Raw genomic sequence first — 21,934 nt, 5'->3', positions numbered from 1 at the left:
TCCTGCGCTTCGTCAATAACACTATAGTTTCCAATCGTCACGGGATCATCAATCGCTTCAATTTGACGTGAGAGTTTTTGTTGATGATTTGGAGAGGGCACGGCTCTCTATATCTTGACAGGAAATATCTGTACATGATACAAGTCAATTGTGTTTTTATATACAGAGCGCTTCTCGATGGAGGACATGGGGTGTCCTGAGTCATATTCCTGGAAGGAGCGGTTTGAACGATGAGCGAAAAGAAAAAACGCGTGATTCTTGATGGTGATAGCCTTTCGTTGGATCAGTTCGTGGCGGTGACCCGTCATGGTGCCGTTGTAGAGCTTTTGCCGAAAAGCATCGAGAAAATCGAGGCTTCACGGAGAGTCGTGGAGGATCTCTTAATTCAGGGTCGTCCCATGTACGGCATCAATACCGGGTTTGGTCGGTTTGCTGACGTGGCTATTCCTGAAAATGAGATCAATCTTCTCCAGCTCAATCTCATCAGAGCTGACGCTGTAGGTGTTGGAGAACCCCTTCCTGTAGATGTTGTTCGAGGTATTCTGCTTCTTCGGGCTAACTCCATCATCAAGGGGTACTCAGGGGCTCGGCTTGAGGTCATTCAGTTGCTTTTGGATATGCTGAATCGACGGGTGCATCCGGTAATCCCTGCGAAAGGATCCGTTGGTGCCAGCGGCGATCTCTGTCCTTTGTCTCACATGGTCCTTCCCATGATAGGTGAGGGAGAGGTCGAGTTGAACGGAACTATTTTGCCTGGAAAAGACGGGCTCCGTTCTGTTGGTCTTGTACCTGTGGAGCTTCGAGCCAAGGAAGGCTTGGCTCTGATCAATGGAACGCCGGTTATGACATCTCTGGCGGCTCTAGGATTGCATGATGCTTTGGTCCTTCAGCGTAGTGCTGATATCGTCGCAGCTCTCACCGTTGAATCTCTCCGGGGTATCGTTGATGCCTTCGACCCCAGGATCCACGATATCCGAGGCCAGATTGGCCAAGTCGAATCGGCAGCTAACCTTCGGAAGCTTCTGGATGGGAGTTCCGCAGTGACCCATCAGGGCCAGGTTCGGATGCAGGATGCGTATTCTCTACGGTGTATCCCCCAGATTCACGGTGCCAGTCGTATGGCTCTGGCATACGTTCGCTCTGTGGTGGATGCGGAGCTTAACGCTGCTACGGACAACCCCTTGGTGTTTACCGATACGGGGGATGTCTTTTCTGGTGGTAATTTCCATGGGCAGCCTGTAGCAGTTGCGGCGGATACTATGGGTATCGCTGTAGCAGAGTTGGGGAACATCTCGGAACGGCGGATTGCTAAACTGGTGGATCCAGCCCTCAACCACGGATTACCGGCCTTTCTGGTTCGTCAGGGAGGCATTAACTGTGGCTTTATGGTTCCTCAGTATGCTGCAGCTGCGTTGGTCTCAGAGAACAAAATCCTCGCTCACCCTGCTTGTGTGGATTCAATTCCTACGTCTGCTGGTCAGGAGGACCACGTGAGTATGGGGACCATAGGTGCCAGGAAGGCACGAACCATCGTGGAGCACGTTCAAACCGTTTTAGGCATTGAGTGGATGTGCGCTGCTCAGGCTGTCGACCTCCAGGGAGATTTCCCTTTAGGTCGGGGAACAAGACGGGCGTACGACCTTTTGAGGGAGTCCGTCCCCTTTCTGGAGAATGATCGAGCTTTTTATGAGGAACAGCGGATCGCTGCCGCTTATATTGCCGACGAGGTCTTGCTCCAGGGGGTTCAGGAAGAGGTTGGTCTGTTGGCGTGAAGGTTGAAGTGGATTGTCAAGTCGGTCTTTTCATGATGGGGTTGTCATTGGTTCAATGATGATAGTCGAAGGAGGACGTGTACGGATGGCAAGACGGACCTTGATTGGTCAGGTGTACGATGCTCTCTGGGAGAGGAGGGAACCGGGACTCTTTGGTGATGGAGCCCCTGCAAGAAGCCTCTGCCCCAGGATCTCGCTATGACCTGTACTCTTCGCTTCTAGAGGGTGACGACTGTGGCCGTTCTTATCCGGTGTTTGGGCTCCCCAGAGATATGGGTCGACGGCGAGAGGATCTCCATTCCTCTGCGAAAGGTTGAGGCCCTGTTGTATTACCTGGCCTGCAATGGGCCTGTCGCCAGAGAGCGGCTGGCTTCTTTGTTATGGGGAGGGCGAGACAGAGAAATCGCCAGCAACAACTTAAGAAATGCCTTGTATCAACTGAAAAGAGCTTTCCCTTCTGGAACCGTTCTCAGCGACAGACGACAGGTCCAGCTTGATGACGGAGTTGTCTCTGATCTGGAAGACATTGACTCGCTGAGTGATCTCTCCTTTTCTGCGTGGGAGAGGCTCTGCCAGGAGTTTCTTCTGGGATTTGAGGTGCCTGAAAGTGACGAATATACGGAGTGGCTCAGGGCCGAACGTTTTCGGTGGAAGGATCGAATTCTCTCAGAGCTTCGCTCTCGTGCAAGCGCTGCTCACGATGCGCAGAATCGTTGGGAGCGAAGGGCTGCTCTGTCAGCCTTGATCCGACTTGATCCTCATGACGAGGATTCCTGTCTTGAGCTCATGGAGCTTGACGGGGAGGATGGGCACCTTTCCCAGGCTCTGAATTTGTTCGGACAGCTCCGGCAACGTCTGATCGAGGATCTGGGTATCGTTCCCAGCTCAAGGGCTACGGCTTTTGCGAGCCGTCTGCTGTCGTCTAGATCGTCTGGGATCGGTAACGGGGCATCCGGTGATTTTTTCTTCGGGCGAGGTGTCGAGTTGGAGAGCATCATATCGGTCATGGCGACCAACCCTGAGGAATGTCTCTGTATCAGTCTTATCGGTGAATCAGGGATCGGGAAGACCGCTCTTGTTCGTCACGTTCTTCGACTTCATGATGGTGACCAAAGCATGATCTTCCGGTGTAAGGCCTACGAAGCTGGTGCTCTCTCGCCGTTCAGCCCCTGGCATGATCTTTTCGAGGATGTAGGAGGGCTTGTCGACCTGAATAGTGTTGCTGTGGATCCTCTGAAAGTATCTCTCCTGGCATCCGTTTTTCCCGAACTTCAAGCGAACCGTCGAGGAACGGGTTCGTACGAACTTGCATCGTTGTTTCCCGATTTTAACCCCGTTGCTTTAGGTCGGATCATCGGTGAGGTCTTAAGAGGTATTAGAGGTCCTCGGACCGCTGTTCTTGTCCTGGAGGACCTCCAGTGGTTTGATGATCTCTCCCTCCACCTCTTGGAAGGGCTCGTTCAATCCGTCAAGGGCCGTTGCGTAATATTTACCACGAGCCGGCTTGTCAGTGGGCGTCGTCCACGAGCTATACTAAAAGAGCTCGCTTCTCGTAGTCAAATGCAAGTGAAAGAGCTTACCTTGAGCCCTTTTTCTGAGGATGAATCCTATCGATTCTGCGTCCAAGCACTGGGTCAAGATGTTGCTGATGCTTTGGAGCGAAAAATTATATATCGGGATACGCAGGGAATTCCTTTGTTTCTCTCCGAGCTTGTCAAATCTGTAAGGAGCCGAGGCCGGTGGGGTGGTGGCGATGACCTTCTGGACATTATCTCTAGGCGTACTCAGACGTTGACGTGTAATGAGAGGGCGTTTTTGGAGGCCTTGTCCCTGTTCGAGGGGGGCTGCTCTCTTGAGGATATTGCCACGGTCATCGGAGATATTGTGCCTTTAGAGCTTGCTGCAGTGGCGGAAGCCTTGATGGACCAGGGAATGGTTGAGGAGCGAGGGTCTTTGGGGCGTTCCAATCCCACGCTGTGTTTCCACCACGGAAAAATCCGCGAATTTGTCTACAATACCATGTCGGCGTTCAAGAGAAAAGAGCTCCATAAGAAAGTTGCCTTGAATTTGGAGTCTCGATATACTCCTCATAACTGGAATCCTCGCTTGAGCTCTCAGCTGTTTCATCACTTTAGTTGTGCTGGATTGGAAGAAAAAGAACTGGAGCTTCATCTCCGAGAGATGGGGCTCCATATCACGTTGAACCATCAGCTTTTTCCCCTCCTTAGAGACGACGTGCTCCTTGCATGTTCCTCTCCTTTTAGCGATCGAGCGGACACGGAGGTTCGGTTGGATCAGGCTCAGGAGTTGCTTCATAGGCTCAATCGCAAGAGAGGTGCCGATACGACCTTGCTCAGGATGGAAGCGGCCTATTTGGAGCTTAGAGGTGGGTATCTTATCGCTTGGGGGCAGTATCGGGAGGGGTGTCATGTCATCAACAGGGCTCTTCGAATCACCGAGGATCAGGGGTTTGACGCCATATCTCTTAGGTGCCTTCTTCACCTCTGCTATCATGGACTACAGACCGACAATGCTTCCTTGTTAGAGCCCCACGCTTGGGAGATGATCCGAAAGGCCAAAGAGATGCACCTAGATCCATACTTGGGGGCCGGTCTCCGTTTCTTGGGTGTTGCCAGACAGCTTCAAGGCGATTTTATTGGGGCAGATCGGATATTTCTTCGTTCCTCCACGCTGTTTCAAGAATTGGCTGAGGTCGGGCGTCCGTATACTCTAGGTGTGTTGGCCAGCTTAAACTATCGGGGTGAGATCAGACATTGGCGAGGTGACCTGAAGGAGGCTCTGGAATGCTTCGAATCATGTGTCCGTGAATGTGAGTCTAAAGGGCTCTTTTGGGGCCTGAGTCTCTTCCACTCGAATGCCGCTGCGGTTGCCTTCGATATGGGAGACGACGAGCTGATGGCTCATCATGCGGATCAAGCTGTCAGCTTGTTTGAGCGGTGCAGAGGAGGTCGAAGCGGATCCATGGCGTATAGTCTGAAGGCCATAAGAGAGAGTTCCCGAGGCTGTTTGGACGATGCCCTGACGGCTCTCTCTCGAGGAGAACTGCTTTGCGAGCCGATACAGAAAAAATCGTGGATGGCAGTACAGTATATGGCTAAAGCGATTCTGTCTCGAAGGATGACTCAAAACTCTCGGGCCAAAGAGCTCTGGGGGGCTATTATAGTCGAATCGCCTCAATTCTATGAAGATCGGGCTTTGGCACTCTTCGAAGAGCTTCATCAGATCAGTAGGCGCGAGGCTCTTAAGAATAATCTACTAAGGGTTTGAATTGTGTATTAAATGAGGTTTGTTAACACGAAGGAGGTACGAAGACGAACGTCCGTCTCCATACCTCCTTCGTGTTCGTTATAAAGGTGTGCTAGAACAGGCCCGAGATACGTCCTCGTTCGTCGACATCGATGGCCAAGGCTGCCGGTTTTTTGGGCAGACCTGGCATGGTCATGATGGAGCCTGTGATGGCTACGATAAAACCCGCTCCGGCAGAGACCCGCACCTCTCGAACGGTGATGGTGAAATCCGTTGGGCGGCCTTTCTTGTTGGGGTCGTCCGAGATAGACGACTGAGTTTTTGCCATGCAGATGAGCAGGTCGTCCATCCCAAGGTCGTGGATTGCTTTCAGGTCCTTCTCGGCCTTATCGGTGAAGGCTACTCCGTCGGCTCCGTAGATCTTGGTGGCGATAGTGGTGATCTTCTCCCTGGGACTGAGTTTTTCATCGTAGAGGAAATGAAAATCGTTGGGCATGTCGCAGGCGGCCATAACTTTCTTGGCCAGGTCAATGCCACCATCGCCCCCTTTAGCCCAGATCTCCGAGAGGGCCACGGGAGCTCCTAAGGCGGCGCACTTCTCCTCGACAAGCTTGAGTTCCTCCGGGGTATCCGTGGGGAAGGCGTTGATGGCGACGACCACGGGCAGGCCAAAGGATTTCATGTTCTCGATATGTTTTTCCAGGTTGGGGATTCCGGCCGCCAGGGCCTCCATGTTCACCTCGCCTAGCTTGTCCTTCGAAAGCCCGCCATGTAGTTTCAAAGCTCGAACTGTGGCGACGATGACAACGGCGTTGGGCTTGAGACCTGCCAGCCGACATTTGATGTCCAGAAACTTCTCGGCCCCCAGATCGGCGGCGAAGCCCGCCTCGGTAACGAAATAGTCGGCCAGCTTGAGGCCATACTTGGTGGCCATGACGCTGTTACAGCCGTGGGCGATATTGGCAAAGGGGCCACCGTGGATGAAAGCCGGTACGTGCTCCAGAGTTTGGACCAGGTTGGGTTTCAAAGCGTCCTTCAGAAGCATAGCCATAGCTCCCTGGGCTCCCAGATCACCGGCGGTTACAGCGTCACCATTCCTATTGTAGGCCACGATGATCTTAGCCAAACGGGCTTTCAGATCAGAGATCCCCGAGGCCAGACAGAGGATGGCCATGACCTCTGATGCGACGGTGATATCGAAGCCATCTTCACGAGGAACGCCATTAGGCTTGCCTCCCAGGCCGATAACGATATTTCGAAGGGCTCGATCGTTCATGTCCAAGACTCTCTTGAAGACAATTCGCCGTTGATCGATGTCAAGCTCGTTACCCTGTTGAAGCGAGTTGTCCAGCATCGCTGCCAAAAGGTTATGGGCGGCGGTGATGGCGTGGAGGTCGCCGGTGAAGTGAATGTTGATGTCCTCCATGGGGACCACTTGACTGTAGCCGCCGCCCGCGGCCCCGCCTTTGACGCCGAAGACTGGTCCCAGAGAGGGCTCTCGGAGGGCCAGGGTCGTCTTTTTACCTAACTTAGCCAGAGCCTGGGCTAAACCGACAGACGTGGTTGTTTTTCCTTCTCCGGCGGCCGTAGGCGTTATTGCCGTAACCAGGATAAGCTTACCGTCGTCGTTATCTTTTATCCGGTCCCACAGGTCGTAGGAGACCTTGGCCTTGTACTTGCCGTAGTGTTCCAGATCCTCCTCGCCGATGCCAAGTTGGGTTGCGACCTCGGTGATGGGCTTCATCTTTGCTTGCTGGGCGATCTCAATATCTGACAGAAATGACATATCAGGTCCTCCTTTTTTATCGTTTCGGATACGGGATGCACCGTCCCTTTTATGAGTCATCGATCGATAGTACAGTACCTTGAAAGACATCACAAGACTTTGAGAAATTTTTTGTCACTGATCCATTTACGAAGAGAGTTTCTTGCCTTGATTGAGCATGGAATTATAGAGCTCCTTTAGCAGGAAAATTCCGCTGGTGAGCCATATCACAGCCGTTTCTCCCAGCAGAGGAGGGCAGACAAGCACCGCATGAAGAGAAGCCACTGCTGATGGTTCGGCAACTACGGACTCGGTCGAATGAAGTAGGTACTGGTAACGGTACAACTGTTCGTCATTCGGGGGGACAATCCCGTTTACGAGATGACGACAGATGGTCCTTCCTATAGTATAGATTCGGGGAACCGACGACAGAGCTCGGTGGTCTCTGCGCCGACGGGTTCTCCCGAAAGACTTCGATGGATCAGTTCAGCCACAGTCTCCATCTCGGTGGGGCCCATACCTCGCATTGCTGCCACTGTGGTTCCGAGTCGAATGCCGCTGGCGATCCAGGGTTTGAGGGGGTCGAAAGGAATGCCGTTTCGGTTCACCGTGATCCCAGAGGCTTCCAGAAGGCTCTCTGCCTCTTTTCCAGTGATGCCTTGAGTGCGGAGATCTAGAAGTACGATGTGACTGTCGGTGCCGCCGGTAACCGGTCGGTACCCTCGTCGATTCAGAGAAGAAGCCAGGACACGGGCGTTCTCGATAATCCGACCGGCGATGTCCTTGAACTCAGCACTGGCGGCTATGGCAAAGCAGGTGGCTTTGGCTCCCATAAGGGACGTAAGCATCGAACCCTGATGTCCTGGAAAAATAGCCCGATCTACAGCATCGCCGTAGGATTCCCGACAGAGGATACACCCTCCTCGGGGCCCCGGAAGGGTCTTGTAGAGGGAGAAGGTGACGAAGTCGCAGAAGGGAACGGGGTTGACGTGGAGACCGGCGGCAATGAGTCCGGCCGTGTGGGCCACATCAGCCATGACCATCGCTCCCACCTGGTCAGCTGCTGATCGCACGGTTTTCCAATCGATCTCTCTGGGGTAGCTGCTCCCCCCGGCCACTATAAGTCGAGGTCTGTGACGCAGGGCTTGCTCCCGAAGCTGGTCTCCGTCCAGGATCTCGTCATCTCGGCGGACACCGTAGTGGACGAAATTGTACATACGGCTCGCGACGTTTAGTTTATGCCCATGGGAGAGATGTCCTCCCGATGCCATGTCCATGGAGAGGATCGTATCGCCGGGGGTCAGGACTGCCTGGTAGACCGCCAGGTTGGTGTTTGTGCCGCAGTGAGGCTGGACATTGACGTGCTCCGCTCCGAAAAGCTTTCTAGCTCGCTCTATGGCCAAGCGCTCTACACCGTCGAGGAACCTTCCCCCGGCGTAATATCGTTTGCCGGGGTATCCCTCGATCGTTCGGTTGGAGAGACAACTTCCTGAGACTTCGAGAACGGCGCGAGGAGCCAGACTCTGAGATGCTACCATGTCGAGACAATCCCGCTGTCGCTGTCCCTCAGCGGTGATAAGATCATAAAGTTCTTGGTCGTCTTTCAGTGAAAAACCCATAGTGTACCGCTCCTTTACAGGGGACTTTGACGATCTCTTACCGGGGGATACGGCTTTCCTGAAAACAGGGGAGGCAGAGGATCTGGTCGTCCAGGTTACGGGTCATGGATTCCATGGTCCCCTCACCGCATCGGTGACAGATCAACGTTTTTTCGCGGTATGCTTTCGGAGGCAGAGGCTCCTTTGGGGGAGCTACATTGAAAAGTTTTTCGAGAGGAGCGGTCAAAATGTAGGACTCGTAGGCATCTCGGTCCATGTTTCCCTTGAGCCCAGACTTCAATATGCACCGAAAGCCGACACCGTCCCGACGGCGGTAAAAGGTGAAGGCAACCTTTCCGTAATGGTGCAGGACTAAATTCCCTTTGCCAAGGGTACAGTTGGTCATGAATTGCACGGCGTCCACGGCACACATATCAGTCTCGGTGATGCAGACCAGCTCCTCGTCTCCGTCACCGCAGCCCAGATATTCCAGGGCTAGTTCCGATACTCTGACCCCGATCGCCAGTCCGGGGCAGGTGTGGCCGTGAAAGGCCGCAATACGATCATAGTTTTCCCGATCTAGCATCCATCCATCCCCCATTTCAGCTCATCATAGCATAGCAATAGAAACAAGTATATAAGGAAAGTATAAAAAATAACGGATTTTTTTATGCACAAATCTAAAAACTTATATCTAAATCTCCCAGCCTCAGGTCATTCCGCCAGAGCCCTGTATCGCCCAAACGTATTTTGACCTGCCTGCTCCGTACCATCGCCTTGAAGGATACCTCCTGTGCCCTCCCGGCTTGGGACGACATCCGCCTCGCCCCAGTCGATACTTCACAATGGCATGTCAAAAATACGAACCTCAAATGGGCTTCGTCGAAACGACCTGAGACGAGTTTCTGAGTTTTTAGAGGTCCCCTTATGATACAGCGGTCTTTTTCTGGCTTTATCCTAGTAATGTGCTGGGGAATTCATTTTCCTGGGGCCACTATAATCTTCGGGATTTTTCGATCGGCTTCGGTGAGTTTCAATGCTATGATATCCAAAGAAACCTTTCTGGCTTTATCAGTTTTTTGTGGGTTAATGTGGTAAGGTAAAATGACTGTGCTTCAATTGTTTCTCAGGATTGGAGGGATGAACGCGTGAGGGATCCAATATTACATAGAACCTCGGCGGATTATGTCTACCAAGAGCTTCGGCACAGGATTATCACTAAACAGCTTAAAGCAGGACAGCGACTACCTGAAGTGAATATAGCTATTCAGATGGGTGTCAGTCGAACTCCTGTTAGGGAAGCCATTCGTCGTTTGTCCAGCGAGGGCTTAGTTTACGTTGTCCCCAACAGTGGTGCTCGGTTGGCAGCGCCCACGGTAAAAGAAATGATCGATACATTTATCATTCGTGAAAAATTGGAAAATCTCTCTGTGTCCTTGGTGGCTGGACATATGGGAGATCGCTACCTTCGACGATTGGACGATCTGCTTTTAGACGAGCTGCATGCTGTGGACGACGTGAACCTGGAACAGTATCTGGAGGCCTACGAGGGGTTTCACCGAACAATTGCCGAGGCTGGAGGGAACCGAGTCTTGGTAGAGTACGTGAGTAACATCCTGGCTCGAACAAATTCTTACGTTGTGTTTTACGATCCCTTTTGCGAGCAGGAGGAGAATCCGACCCTGATAGAGCATAGAGCCATCTTAGATGCCTTAAGGCACCGAGACGCCGAGCGGGCTGTGACTCTCATGGAAGGGCATCTTCGGCGGTCTATGGAGTGTCTGACGTGTTCTGAGGAAAACGATGTTCAATAATCATGGAAGACAATACCCTATTTGTCCCACCGATGCTTCACGACGGCAGGTCAAAAATACGAACCTCGAATGGGCTCCGTCGAAACGACCTGAGGCGAGTTTCTGAGTTTTTAGAGGCACCTTCTATAAAAGCTACAAAAAGAGTGCGTAGCGCTCTCTTTGTCAATTTGGTTGTGGAGTGCGAAAATATAAAGGTTGAGAGGGATACATAGAGGTAAAATTCCACCGACCCTATTGGAGGATTGATATGTCATGAATAAAAAAACTTTGCCGAGCTTGGATCTGAAGCGAGGGTATGCGCGAATACGGGAGGAAATCGACCAAGCAGTGAGGAATGTGCTGGAGAGCCAGTATTTCATCATGGGGCCCGAGGTCTCTGGCCTGGAGGCTGAGGTTGCACGGTACCTGGAAGTCGAGCGGGCCATTGGGTGCGCATCAGGAAGCGATGCCCTGCTTTTAGCCCTGAAAGCCCTGGGGATTGGGCCGGGAGATGAGGTTATTACCACCCCTTATTCGTTCTTCGCAACGGTGAGCTGTATCACCAGGCTTGGGGCTACTCCTATCTTCGTCGACGTGGATCCCGAAAGTTACAACGTGATGCCCCAGGCTGTCATGGAGAGGGTCACTGATCGGACAAAAGCTTTTATCCCGGTGCACCTCTTTGGTCAGATGGCCCGCTTGGAGGCCTTGATTGGTCCGCTTGATTCCCGAGGGATCGCTGTAGTGGAGGATTGTGCTCAGGCTTTCGGTTCCTGGCGCTCTGTGGACGGAGCTCCGGTACGGGCCGGTACTTTCGGGATTTTGGGATGCTACTCGTTTTTTCCCACCAAGAACCTGGGGGCCTACGGTGATGGTGGAATGGTGGTCTCGCGGGATAACGGCCTCGCTGATCGAATTGCTCGGCTCCGGGTTCATGGTGCCGGGGCGACGTACTATCACGAGGAAGTGGGACTCAACAGCCGGCTTGATGCAATACAAGCAACTGTCCTTAGGGTCAAGCTACGCCACCTGGACGAATGGAATCAGGAGCGTCGTCTGGTTGCCGAGCGGTATCGAACCCTATTTGCCGAGAAGGGACTTCTGGATGTGGTTTCCCCTCCCTTGGAAGATGTGGGGAATTATCATATCTACCATCAATATGTGCCCCGGGTCTCCGGTGATAGGGATGGCCTCGTGAAGCACCTGGCTGCTGAGGGTATAACCGCCCGAGTCTACTACCCTGTGCCGCTTCACCTCCAGAGATGTTTCCTCTTCCTAGGCTATGCCCCAGGTGATTTCCCTGTCTCTGAGCGTCTGAGCCGAGAGACGATTGCGTTGCCGATCTTCCCTGAGCTGACGATGGAGGAACAAGAGTGGGTGGTTTCATCCGTGGCCTCATTCTACGGCCGGGACTGACTTTTGACGAAGCTTGACCTTTCGTGTCAGATATGTAAAAATACTGGTGTTGACTCATTGGCGTTGAGGTATGATTCTCAACGTTAATGCTTTTGGGAGGTGAGGGCATGTTCCCTTTCTTTTTCGATCCGACGATGATGTTTCTTCTGCCTGCGTTGCTCTTGGCCTTCTGGGCCCAGGCGAGGGTTAAGTCCACCTTTGCTCAGTATGACCGGATTCGAGCTCGTAAAGGTGTGACCGGTGCTGACGTTGCCCAGGCTTTGCTTCGTCAGTTTGGTCTGTCCGACGTGCCTGTCCAACCGGTGGCAGGGCGGTTGACCGATCACTATGATCCCAGAAACAGAAGCCTCAGTCTTTCCGACTCGGTGTATGGGAGCACCAGCATCGCCGCTATCGGTGTGGCTGCTCACGAGGTGGGGCATGCAATCCAGCATCAGGAGGGCTATGTTCCCCTTCGCTTCCGAAACGCCATCGTTCCGGTTGTGAATATAGGTTCTATGGCTGCCTTTCCTCTCTTTTTCATAGGCCTTCTCTTCAGGGGGCAGACGTTGATGAACCTCGGGATTGTCATGTTCCTTGGAGTGTTGCTCTTTCACTTGGTTACCTTGCCCGTTGAGCTTGATGCCAGTTCTCGTGCCCTGAAGGTCCTTGATGGCACTGGGCTTTTGGCTGCCGATGAGTTGATTGGGGCCAGAAAGGTCCTGAACGCTGCTGCCTGGACGTACGTATCCGCCACGGTGATGGCCGCAGCTCAACTTATTCGACTTTTGGTGTTGAGGAACATGTTTGGCGGCGACGAGTAGTTTGACGAAGAAAAAAGCTTTTCATCAGGCACAGACTGTACTAAGATAGGGTGGCTCTCCTGCTTGGAGGGGCTGCCCTTTTTCACGTAGTGGTACGGAGAGGAGATCACCGATGCCCCTTCTATTGATTTTGGCTTTGTTGTTTCTGGTCCCCTGGGTGGGGATGATCCTGTTAGCGGTTGTCGGAGTTGTGCTTCTGGTTCTGGTCCCCTTCGGTTTTGCGGCTCATTCCCTCTTTGCCGTTTGCGCCCGTCCATCCCAACTTTTTGGCCCTCTCATCGATCAATCTGTTCGTCGTAACCTGGGGTTGGAGCACGCTACGGCAAATGTGCTGGCCTCCTGGGGATATCTGGGGGTCTCTGGTGAGGCGGACCGACAGGGGTTTTTTCTGCGGGGGTTTGTCGATTCGTCATTGGCATATCGAGCAGTTACGGAGGCTCTGGCCCGTCTGAAGGCCGGTCAAATCGATCTGGCGGTCCACTCTCGTTGCGGCGTCACCGTGATATTGGTGAATACCCTGGTCTCGGTGCTGCTTTTACTTGTTGTAGTTTCCCTGGGAGACCTGTCCCTATGGACCGTGGGGCTCTCTCTTCTTGCTGCCCAGCTCCTGGGGCCGTTGGCTAGCCCTTTCGTCCAGCGGTACCTGACGACCACGGGGGAGATGGGGGGCCTTCAGGTGACCGGTGTGGAGACACGGCGTACCGTTCAGAGATGGGCAGGAATCTCTGTCGTGACCGATGGGATATACGTGAATACCGGCTATGATCAAGACGTTATCGAAGCGGGGGTTGTACGGTGAACCCACAAGGACGAAATAGTGGTCAACCCGGAGGCCTCGGGAACAGGAGGTCTGGTCCTCTCCGGGGAATAGAGGCGGCTTTGGAGGTCTGGCGGGAGGTTCGGCGAGGCCGCTTTGCAAGTGAAGTGTTGCGCCGGGTATCCTCTCGGGTATCGGAGAAAGACAGACCGTTGGCTGCGACCTTGGCCTATGCTGTCCTTCGACGGGAATCTCTGTGGAAAGAGCTGGTTGGGCGTTTCCTCAAGACCGGCAGTTCCGGCGTATCCACTGCGGTTCGGGACGCTCTCGTCCTCGGGGCCGCTGGTGCCTTGGAGCTGCGGACGTTCGAGCCTCGGGTTCTGGTCAATGCTCTGGTGGAATGGACCAAGGTTCGGGACGAACGAGGTGCCCGAATTGTCAACGCTGTCCTGCGCCGGATAGTTGCCGATGGGCCGGATGTCCTTCGTTCTATTGAGACCAGCGGTGCCTTTTCTGACTTGGCTCTGCGAACCGGAACGCCTTTGTGGGTGGCGCGGTCGTGGGAACACAGTTTTGGTCGTAATGAAGGGCGAGAACTCATGGAACTTCAGGCCAGTCCTGTCTCTCTGGCTCTTCGGGTATCTCCCGGTGTGGATCGGGATGCTCTCGTGGCGGAGTTGGCGGAGGATGCTGTTCGTTCATGGGTCTCCCCTGATATGACGTGTTCGATTCGGCTCGAAGGGACAGCTCTTCCCACGGTTCTGCCCGGATTCGACGATGGTCGAATCACGCCTCAAAGTGAGGCGTCCATGCTTATTCCGATGGCCTTTCTTGACAATAAAACCCGTGGTCCCATACTGGACATGTGCGCTGGACGAGGGGGCAAGACCGGCCAGTTGGCTCAGCTGTTTCCAGATGCCTCTGTAGAGGGGTGGGATCTCTCTTCTGGCAGGATCAAGGCGGCGGAACGTGAAATGAAGCGATTGGGGCTTGCCTCTCGAATTTCATTGGTTGTGGGAGATGCTGTTGAACTATCTCCGTCCCGAGAGCCCCGACGCATAATGCTGGATGCCCCATGTTCCGGTAGCGGTACGTGGCGCCGCCATCCTGAGGGCAAGTGGCGTTTGAACCAAAAAGACCTGGGGCAGTATGCTGCCACCCAGCTTCAGCTCTTGCGCCGTGCGTTGGATCTGATATCTCCAGGAGGGCTCGTTCTCTATTCTACATGTAGCCTTTTCAGAGAGGAAAATGAGCAGGTGGTGGCTGCCGTTATGGCGGAGCGTCGAGCCGTCGTGGAGTTGGAGCCGCCCTTTAGTGTGGTTTCTCAATGTCGTCGAGGTCGTCCTTGGGGATACTATATTTGGCCCGGAACCCCTTGGTCCGATGGCTTTTATCTGGCTTTACTGACTGTGACCGATAAAGGAGGTCAAAATCTTCCATGAAGAAGGTCGTGCACCTGAGTCTTTTGTTGTTGCTTCTGGCGGTTCTGGGGTCGGCCGGGACCGTCCTGTACGCCGTGTTTTTTGGAGGAGAGTCCGTGGTGGTGCCTCCTCTGGTAGGGACCTCCGTCCTGGACGCTGTGGAGATGTCGGAGCATATGGGATTGCAGGTCCGTGTTGACCAAGAGGAGTCTCTGGAGCCTCGGGGAACCGTCATTGCTCAGTGGCCTCAGTCGGGGGTCAAGGTTCGAACGGAGAAAATCCTGGTTCTGAAGGTGAGCAAGGGCGGGTATAAGAAGACACTTCCCGATCTTCGGGGGATGGAGTTTTCACGCGCCTCAGGGAAGCTTCAGGAACTGGACTTTGTTCTGGGTGACGTGATTCGGGTGGAAAGCGACAAACCAGCCGGGGTTGTGATTGCCCAGAATCCTGCGGCACCCGTTATGATCAGCCGGACCCGACCGGTGGCTCTTCTGGTCAGCATGGGGCCGGAGAGGGGCAAAGGAGGGGCCGTTCCAGTCCCCGATGTCCTGGGAAAGGATGAGAGGTCGGCGAGAAAACTTGTGGCTGAAAGTGGTCTGTCGGCATCGGTGGAGTATGTGTATACTCAATCGTCTCCGCCTGGCATGGCCGTTGCTCTTAAACCCAAAGCGGGAACCTCCCTGGCACCTGGTAAGACCGTGACTATCAAAGTCTCGACCATGAAACAACCTGTCCGCTCGACGCCATCCGTGCCAGCTACCGAGGTCTCAACGACAGATGCTTCTGTGTCTGAGCCGCAGATTATCCTACCGGGATCTTCAGCGTCCCCGCCCCAGTCGCCAACTGGTGCTAAAGTGCTCGTTCTGTCTCCTGGAGACGCTTCAGGGCCAAGGCCGGGGGGTTCCGTCTCTGTTGGGGCAGAGACGTCCTCTCCTCAGGTTCCTCAGCCCCAGGCCATTGTTCCCGTGTCCGTTGATACCAAGCCCCAAGCTGCAACAGCGAAGAAAATGGCCAAGATACGCTATCAAGTTCCGCCTCTTACCAAACCTTTACCTCTTAAAATCGAAATTATCGACAGCCAGGGGTCTCGGGTCTTGGTCAACAGGGAAGTCTCCGGTGGTGAGTTTATCTTGGAGAAATCCTCATATATCGGAGAGGCTGCCGTAACTATATATCTGGGGGATGAGTTTGTATGGCAAGACCGATATCGTTAGCTTCTGATGGGGTGTATATAGCACCGTCGATCCTGTCCGCTGATCCTCTGGATATGTCAGGAGCTATCGGCTCGTTGGAAGGCCTTCACGACTGGCTTCACGTGGACATTATGGATGGTCATTTTGTACCGAATCTCTCCTATGGGCCGGCGTTGGTCCGATCTCTGAGAGAGCGTTATCACGACGAGGTGCTGGACGTACATCTTATGGTTGAGCCCCCCGAATCGTTCATCGATATCTTCTTGGATCATGATCCCGATGTCCTTACGGTTCACTGTGAGGCGACACCTCATCTCCATCGGGTGCTGGGGCGAATCCGGGAACGGGGTGTCCATCCCGGAGTATCCCTCAACCCTGGGACGCCGGTTTCCGCTATTGAGCCGGTGTTATCTATGGTGGATCTCGTCCTTGTCATGTCGGTGAATCCCGGATTTGGAGGACAGGCTTTTATTCCTGAGACCCTCTCGAAAGTCGTGGCTCTCTGTCGAATGAGAGCTGTAGGATCTCATCCGTTTCTGATCCAGATGGACGGGGGAATAGGGAGCTCCAACCTTGATTCGGTTGTTCGATCCGGGGTAGATGTTGTCGTCATGGGCAACTCGGTATTCTCAACTCCTTGTCCTGGAGAGACTGTAAAAACCATGAAAACGATTGCCTTGGAGGCGTTCTCTTATGGAAAAGAAACCTTCTGAAAAGAATGTTGATAATTTGAGTCAGGACGACCTCCCTATGGATGGTGTCCCAAAGGAGATTGGCTCAGTAAAGAGCTTGAGTCTGGAGTCCCTCGGATCGGAGATACGGAAAGCACGGGAGGCCCATGAGCTCACTCTGGACTATGTTGCCGACGAGACAAAGATACGAAAACAGTACCTAGAACAGATTGAGTCGGGAAGGATCGATGGTTTCCATGGAGAGGTATACTGTCGTGGTTTTGTCAAAAAGTATCTCTCCCTGCTTGGCTGTATGGACCTGTGGCCCGAATATGACCGGCTTTTGAAGGGAACACCGAAGCCTAAGCCCGTTGCGGAGTCCGTCCTTCCTCTGGGAGACTTCACCCCGCCGGCTCGAGGTTTCCGAAAAGGTTCCCATAAAGGGGTGTTCCTTCTCCTGCTGGCAGTGATCATCGCTGTCGGGTGGTATCTGTGGAGCAATCGGGTTGATCTGTACGAAGAGGTCTTTCGAATTCAGCAGGAGCAGGTGCAGCGTGTCGAGGAAGAAAAGGGCCTTAAATCCAAGGGAACTCCGAAGACCATCTCGGCGCAGTCTCTGACGGGTGCAGTCTCTCAGGATGCGGTAGTTTCGGAGGAGATCAAGACTCGTGAGGTCGTCGCCTTGTCCAACCTCTTATCTGCGGATATTCCCACTCTGACCGTCACTGCTGTCAAGGACTCGTGGATCCGGATAACCAGGGAAGGAAAGCGTGTGTTCAGCAGAACACTTAAGGCAGGGGAAACCTCTCAGGTGGAGGCCTCTGGACGACTCCACGTTATCTACGGACGTCCCGAGTTCCTGAAGGTTTGGTGGAATGGCCAGGGGATCGATCCCTCCGAAGAGGGGGTTGGACCAGTTCATTTCCTTTATTCTCCCGACGGCTCGAGCAGAGCTATCTCGTCGGCTGAGGCCGATGATCTGTGGATCGAGAAAACGGGGGAGCAGATGCCGAATCGACGGCGGGCCGCTGAAGAAGAAAAGAAAGATGAGAAACAGGAGCAGCAAGATCCCACTCGATTGATCATCAAGGCATCCAAGGCCGATTGCTGGATCAAAGCGACTCGAGGGGCGAAGGTGCTGTACGTGGGAACCCTTCGAAAAGGTAACGAGACCGAGCTTCTCGTCTCCGAGGACGTCAAGGTGGTTTTCGGGAACCCTACGGGGGTGACCGTCCTGGTAAACAACGTGGACGTTGGACGGCCTGGTATTCCGGGACAGGTTGGCCGGGTCGTCTATCGGCCTGACGGTTCATCAGAAGTGCTGAAGAAGAAATGAAGCGAGCATACATCCTGACTCTGGGATGTCCGAAAAACTTGGTGGATAGCGAGGTCCTGGCAGCGTATCTTTCCTCTGGAGGTTGTGCCGTGGTTGACGACATTGACGACGCTGATGTGGTGGTGGTCAATACCTGTGGTTTTATCCAGCCTGCTGTCGAAGAGGGGATCGACGTTGTCCTCGATTTGGAACGACTCAAAAAAGAAGGACGTCTTCAGGAGATCGCTGTGGTCGGGTGTATGGTGAATCGATATGGCGACGACCTGAAGCGGGAGTTCCCTTCGGTAGATTATTGGGCTAACGCCGAGGATTGGTCAGGCCTGGCCGAACGGATGGCTCTTCGGGGGAGCCGATCAGGTCGTCATCGTCTCTCTAAGACCCCTTGGAGCCGCTATCTCAAGGTTGGTGAAGGGTGTGATACACGGTGTTCCTTCTGCTCCATACCATCCATCCGTGGGCCTCTCAGAAGTCGTCCTTTGGACTCATTGATCGACGAAGCCGTCTCTTTGGCGGCTCAGGGCGCTAAGGAGATTTGCCTGGTTGGTCAGGATCTTACCATGTATGGCTCGGATCTGATGGATCGTCCGTCCCTGTCCGATCTTATCGATCATCTGGAAAAACAGCTGCCCCCGAATGTCTGGGGTCGACTCTTTTATCTCCATCCATCCAGGGTGGACCAGGCCTTTCTCAGGAGAGTTCTGGAGAGTCCACTTGTCGTGCCGTGGCTCGATATTCCTGTGCAACACGTGGATAACGACGTTCTGAAGCGGATGCATCGTCCCCCGGTGGGAGAGCACATTCGAACCCTGTTTCGAGCGGGAAGGGAACTTTACCCAGATTTCGCCTTTCGTACCACCGTCATGGTCGGCTTTCCCGGTGAGACCGATGAGGCATTTGAGTCCCTCTTGGATTTCGTAGAAGAAGTTCAGTTCGATCGTCTTGGGGCTTTTACGTTCTTTGCAGAAGAGGGAACGCCGGCGGCCAAGATGCCCGATCAGATTCCGCAGGACGTGAAGGATTACAGATATGCGCAGCTTATGGAGCTGCAACAGGGAATCTCTCTGAGGCGACAACGGCGATTTGTGGGGGCTACCTTGGATGTTCTTATTGACGAGGTGGACGAAGACGGCGTTCGGTGGGGACGATCTTATCGCGATGCTCCAGAGATCGACGGCCTGGTGGCCGTCAGCAACGCGCTGAACGCTTTCCCTGGAGATCGGATATCTGCGACCATCTCCGACGCGTCGGAATACGATCTTTTCGGTGAGATGGTGATTGAAGCATGATGATGACCTCCCATCGACGAACCTGGGCTTGGGCTGTAGCCACATTGGGAGGGCTTGGTGGATTCAGCTCTATGCCGGGAACCGTTGCGTCGCTCGTTGCCTGCCTTGCTGTACTTCCCGTGATATCTACAGGCCTTTTGGGGATAGGTATCCTCCTGGGCAGTTCCCTAGGTGTTTGGGCTTCCTCTTGCTATGCCTTGGAGCGAGGCATTCAGGACCCTCCTGAGATCGTGATCGACGAGGCTGTGGGCATCTGGATCGCCATGCTTGGACACGTCACCGTGGGGACCTTGGGGTATGCGCTTCCAGCTCTCTTCCTTTTTCGAGTCTTCGATATTCTGAAGCCTGTTCCTGTCTCCACGGCTGAACGGCTCCCTGGTGGGTGGGGTATCATAGCCGACGACGTTGTGGCCGGAGTTCTCGCCAACGCTCTTCTGTGGCTCTTACGTTGGCTCTACCTCCAGAATGGTCTGTCTTGGCTTCTGGGGTGACAGTCGTGTTCCCCGAGGAGATCATACATTTGGCTGATAGGCTTAAAGTCGTCTGTAACCACCGACGACTCTTACTCTCAGTGGCTGAGTCGTGTACCGGTGGGCTCTTGGGGGCTGCTATCACCGAGATATCTGGAAGCTCTTCCTACTTTTTGGGGAGTGCTGGGACGTATGCAAACGAGGCCAAGGTCAGGCTCTTGTCGGTCCCGTGGTCCGTTATCCAGGAGGACGGAGCTGTCAGCTCTCGCTGTGCTTTGGCTATGGCTCAGGGGGGGCTGATGCTGTACGGTGGGAATATCTGTCTCTCCGTGACGGGTATCGCTGGGCCTGATGGTGGATCGAGTGAAAAACCCGTGGGGACTGTGTGGTTTGCCGTGGCCTTTCGAGAGGGTAGAGCCCATTCCTTCGTCCGTCGATTCTCTGGTGAGCGAAGCGACGTTCGATATGCTGCAGTATGCCAAGCTCTCGAGACCTTAATTCGGGTTGCTGGGGAAACAACGCGGTGACTCGCTGTTTTCTGGCAGCTATTCCCCCCTCTGATCTCCTGAACCCCGTGGTCGATCTGATGACCCTGGGACGAAAAGCCTTCCCGAGGCAGCGATGGGTTTGTCCTGAAAATCTTCACGTTACTCTGGCCTTTTTCGGCGATGTGGACGAAAATCGGTATCATGTGTTGGAGGAAACCTTGGCTTGTTGTCTGGACGGTATAGTTATCTCAAACTTCTTCCTTTCCGGCATAGGGGCTTTTCGACGGCGGGGAAAGCCGTCGGTCCTCTGGATTCAGGCCAACTCCGAAGGGGTCGATCTTCTTGCAATCTCTCAGATTGCCGATCAAGTGGCTCATGAGGTTGGACTTTCGGGGCGAGGTCGGTCATACCATCCCCATCTGACCTTGGCCCGATGTGAGGATGGAACGAAACCTCTCCGCTGGCTTGAACGTCGATGGGCTCCCCCTTCAATAAGAGGGTTGGCACAGGTTGTATTGATGAACAGCGTACTCACGTCTCGGGGGCCGGTGTACTCCGAGAGCCGTGTTTTTTCGTCGTACACCAAAGAAGGAGGTCGATGATGTGGCGGTAAAGAAAAAAGTCATGACTCGGGAGGATGTCCTGGAAGCAGCCATAGACGATATTCGAGGGAAATTTGGCGATGGCTCTATCATGCGTCTTGGCGATGGCACTATGACCAACGTAGAGGTCATCCCAACAGGCATCCTTCCCTTGGACGTGGCTCTGGGGATCGGAGGTTTCCCACGAGGCCGTATCGTGGAGGTCTTTGGCCCGGAGGGTTCTGGAAAAACAACCTTAGCTCTCCACGCTGTGGCAGAGGCCCAGAAAGCCGGTGGTGTGGCGGCCTTCATCGATGCTGAACATGCCCTGGATCCCCGCTTGGCTCAGGCTTTAGGGGTTAACGTAGCCGATCTCTATATCTCCCAGCCCGATAGCGGAGAACAGGCCTTGTATATCTTGGAGACTTTGGTACGGAGTGGAGCTGTGGATATTGTCGTGGTGGATTCCGTTGCGGCGCTCACACCCCAGGCTGAAATCGACGGTAAAATTGGCGAGTCTCAGGTGGGGCTTCAGGCTCGACTTATGTCCTACAGCCTTCGGCGCCTCACGTCGGCCATTGCGAAGAGCAACAGCATCGTCGTTTTCATCAACCAGCTTCGGGCCACCATCCCCACCGGTTATAGCAGGGGTCCCTCGGAGACGACTACTGGTGGACGGGCTCTTAAGTTCTACACATCGGTCAGAGTTGAGGTTCGTCGAGGACGATCCGTCAACAAGGGCGACCAGGCTATTGGCCACGAACTCTTCATCAAAGTCGTCAAAAACAAGCAGGCTCCCCCTTTCCGCAGTGCTCATGCGACCTTGGTGTACGGTAAAGGTATACCTCGACTTATGTCTACCCTGGATATGGCACTGGACACCGGCGTCATCAAGAGAAAGGGCTCGTGGCTTGCGTACAAGGGAGAGACTCTGGGGCAAGGAAAGGACAAAGTAGCGGCCTACCTCGAAGAGCATCCCGAGTTGGAAAACGAGATTGTGAAAACCGTATTGGACGAAGTGGCTAAGGGGTTGGGCTTCATTGCCGCCACGGATGACGAACCGTCCGAGAATGGAGAGGGACCTTCCGTCATCGACGTTGAGGAGGAGGTTATGGACCTCGCCGTGGACGATGATCTCGGGCCGGAAACGGCCTCTGACGACTCGAAATAAAATTATTCGGCAAAACCGTCTCTATGTACTTGCAATATCCTCTTCCCTGTAGTATTATAACTTTTGCGTCCTTGGAGGGTAGGTATTAAGAGTCCGACCCTTTATATTTTTGTGCTTCTCTTTGGGGGAGACTTTTGTTTTTTTGT

General features: G+C 53.9%; 18 protein-coding genes. 15 read left to right on the top strand and 3 right to left on the bottom strand.

Annotated elements, in window-relative coordinates; all coding sequences use genetic code 11:
- Positions 1-230: 230 nt before the first annotated feature.
- Positions 231-1,772 (top strand): histidine ammonia-lyase, encoded by a 1,542-nt coding sequence (hutH, locus tag CSA35_00540; GenBank protein ID PIE55522.1) that lies wholly within the window; start codon positions 231-233, stop codon positions 1,770-1,772.
- A gap of 225 nt (positions 1,773-1,997) precedes the next feature.
- Positions 1,998-5,060, top strand: a complete 3,063-nt coding sequence (locus tag CSA35_00535) for a hypothetical protein (protein PIE55521.1) — start codon at positions 1,998-2,000, stop codon at positions 5,058-5,060.
- Positions 5,061-5,151: 91 nt separating this feature from the next.
- On the opposite strand, the gene CSA35_00530 is transcribed toward CSA35_00535, so the two are convergent.
- The 3 genes from CSA35_00530 to CSA35_00520 all read right to left on the bottom strand — a co-directional run bounded on the left by CSA35_00530 (position 5,152) and on the right by CSA35_00520 (position 8,988).
- Positions 5,152-6,825: a formate--tetrahydrofolate ligase gene (locus tag CSA35_00530; GenBank protein PIE55520.1), complete on the bottom strand. Its 1,674-nt coding sequence runs from the start codon at positions 6,823-6,825 to the stop codon at positions 5,152-5,154.
- 380 nt (positions 6,826-7,205) lie between these two features.
- Entirely contained in the window at positions 7,206-8,423 is a 1,218-nt protein-coding gene (locus CSA35_00525; protein ID PIE55519.1) for a serine hydroxymethyltransferase, read from the bottom strand.
- Between the two features lie 37 nt (positions 8,424-8,460).
- Complete coding sequence (locus CSA35_00520; GenBank protein PIE55518.1) at positions 8,461-8,988, bottom strand: formylmethanofuran dehydrogenase; 528 nt, start codon at positions 8,986-8,988, stop codon at positions 8,461-8,463.
- A gap of 562 nt (positions 8,989-9,550) precedes the next feature.
- Here CSA35_00520 and CSA35_00515 point away from each other — a divergent pair.
- The 13 genes from CSA35_00515 (at position 9,551) to recA (ending at position 21,788) form a co-directional block, all read left to right on the top strand.
- Positions 9,551-10,216, top strand: coding sequence for a GntR family transcriptional regulator (locus tag CSA35_00515; GenBank protein PIE55517.1), 666 nt, complete (start codon positions 9,551-9,553; stop codon positions 10,214-10,216).
- A gap of 252 nt (positions 10,217-10,468) precedes the next feature.
- Complete coding sequence (locus tag CSA35_00510) at positions 10,469-11,611, top strand: transcriptional regulator (GenBank protein ID PIE55516.1); 1,143 nt, start codon at positions 10,469-10,471, stop codon at positions 11,609-11,611.
- 107 nt (positions 11,612-11,718) lie between these two features.
- On the top strand, positions 11,719-12,414 hold the full coding sequence (locus CSA35_00505) for a zinc metallopeptidase (GenBank protein ID PIE55515.1): 696 nt from the start codon (positions 11,719-11,721) through the stop codon (positions 12,412-12,414).
- A 112-nt stretch (positions 12,415-12,526) separates the two neighbouring features.
- Entirely contained in the window at positions 12,527-13,213 is a 687-nt protein-coding gene (locus tag CSA35_00500) for a hypothetical protein (protein ID PIE55514.1), read from the top strand.
- On the top strand, positions 13,210-14,613 hold the full coding sequence (locus tag CSA35_00495) for an RNA methyltransferase (protein ID PIE55513.1): 1,404 nt from the start codon (positions 13,210-13,212) through the stop codon (positions 14,611-14,613). Before CSA35_00500 ends, CSA35_00495 begins: the two co-directional genes overlap by 4 nt.
- The gene (locus CSA35_00490; GenBank protein ID PIE55512.1) at positions 14,610-15,806 is read left to right on the top strand and encodes a penicillin-binding protein; all 1,197 of its coding nucleotides are present in this window, start codon (positions 14,610-14,612) and stop codon (positions 15,804-15,806) included. Before CSA35_00495 ends, CSA35_00490 begins: the two co-directional genes overlap by 4 nt.
- Complete coding sequence (gene rpe, locus CSA35_00485; GenBank protein ID PIE55511.1) at positions 15,785-16,498, top strand: ribulose-phosphate 3-epimerase; 714 nt, start codon at positions 15,785-15,787, stop codon at positions 16,496-16,498. Before CSA35_00490 ends, rpe begins: the two co-directional genes overlap by 22 nt.
- Positions 16,479-17,792: a hypothetical protein gene (locus tag CSA35_00480; protein ID PIE55510.1), complete on the top strand. Its 1,314-nt coding sequence runs from the start codon at positions 16,479-16,481 to the stop codon at positions 17,790-17,792. The genes rpe and CSA35_00480 overlap by 20 nt, the downstream gene beginning before the upstream one ends.
- Entirely contained in the window at positions 17,789-19,078 is a 1,290-nt protein-coding gene (rimO, locus tag CSA35_00475) for a 30S ribosomal protein S12 methylthiotransferase RimO (protein PIE55509.1), read from the top strand. The genes CSA35_00480 and rimO overlap by 4 nt, the downstream gene beginning before the upstream one ends.
- Before the next feature lie 2 nt (positions 19,079-19,080).
- Positions 19,081-19,569, top strand: a complete 489-nt coding sequence (locus CSA35_00470) for a phosphatidylglycerophosphatase A (protein ID PIE55531.1) — start codon at positions 19,081-19,083, stop codon at positions 19,567-19,569.
- On the top strand, positions 19,566-20,075 hold the full coding sequence (locus CSA35_00465) for a damage-inducible protein CinA (GenBank protein PIE55530.1): 510 nt from the start codon (positions 19,566-19,568) through the stop codon (positions 20,073-20,075). Before CSA35_00470 ends, CSA35_00465 begins: the two co-directional genes overlap by 4 nt.
- Positions 20,024-20,638 carry an RNA 2',3'-cyclic phosphodiesterase gene (locus tag CSA35_00460; protein ID PIE55508.1) on the top strand — a complete coding sequence of 205 codons (615 nt, stop codon included), beginning with the start codon at positions 20,024-20,026 and terminating at the stop codon, positions 20,636-20,638. The genes CSA35_00465 and CSA35_00460 overlap by 52 nt, the downstream gene beginning before the upstream one ends.
- Position 20,639: 1 nt before the next feature.
- Positions 20,640-21,788: a recombinase RecA gene (recA, locus tag CSA35_00455; GenBank protein ID PIE55507.1), complete on the top strand. Its 1,149-nt coding sequence runs from the start codon at positions 20,640-20,642 to the stop codon at positions 21,786-21,788.
- Positions 21,789-21,934 lie beyond the last annotated feature (146 nt).

The organism is Dethiosulfovibrio peptidovorans (assembly GCA_002748665.1).
GTDB lineage: Bacteria > Synergistota > Synergistia > Synergistales > Dethiosulfovibrionaceae > Dethiosulfovibrio > Dethiosulfovibrio peptidovorans_A.
This window is presented reverse-complemented; position numbering and strand designations above follow the sequence as displayed.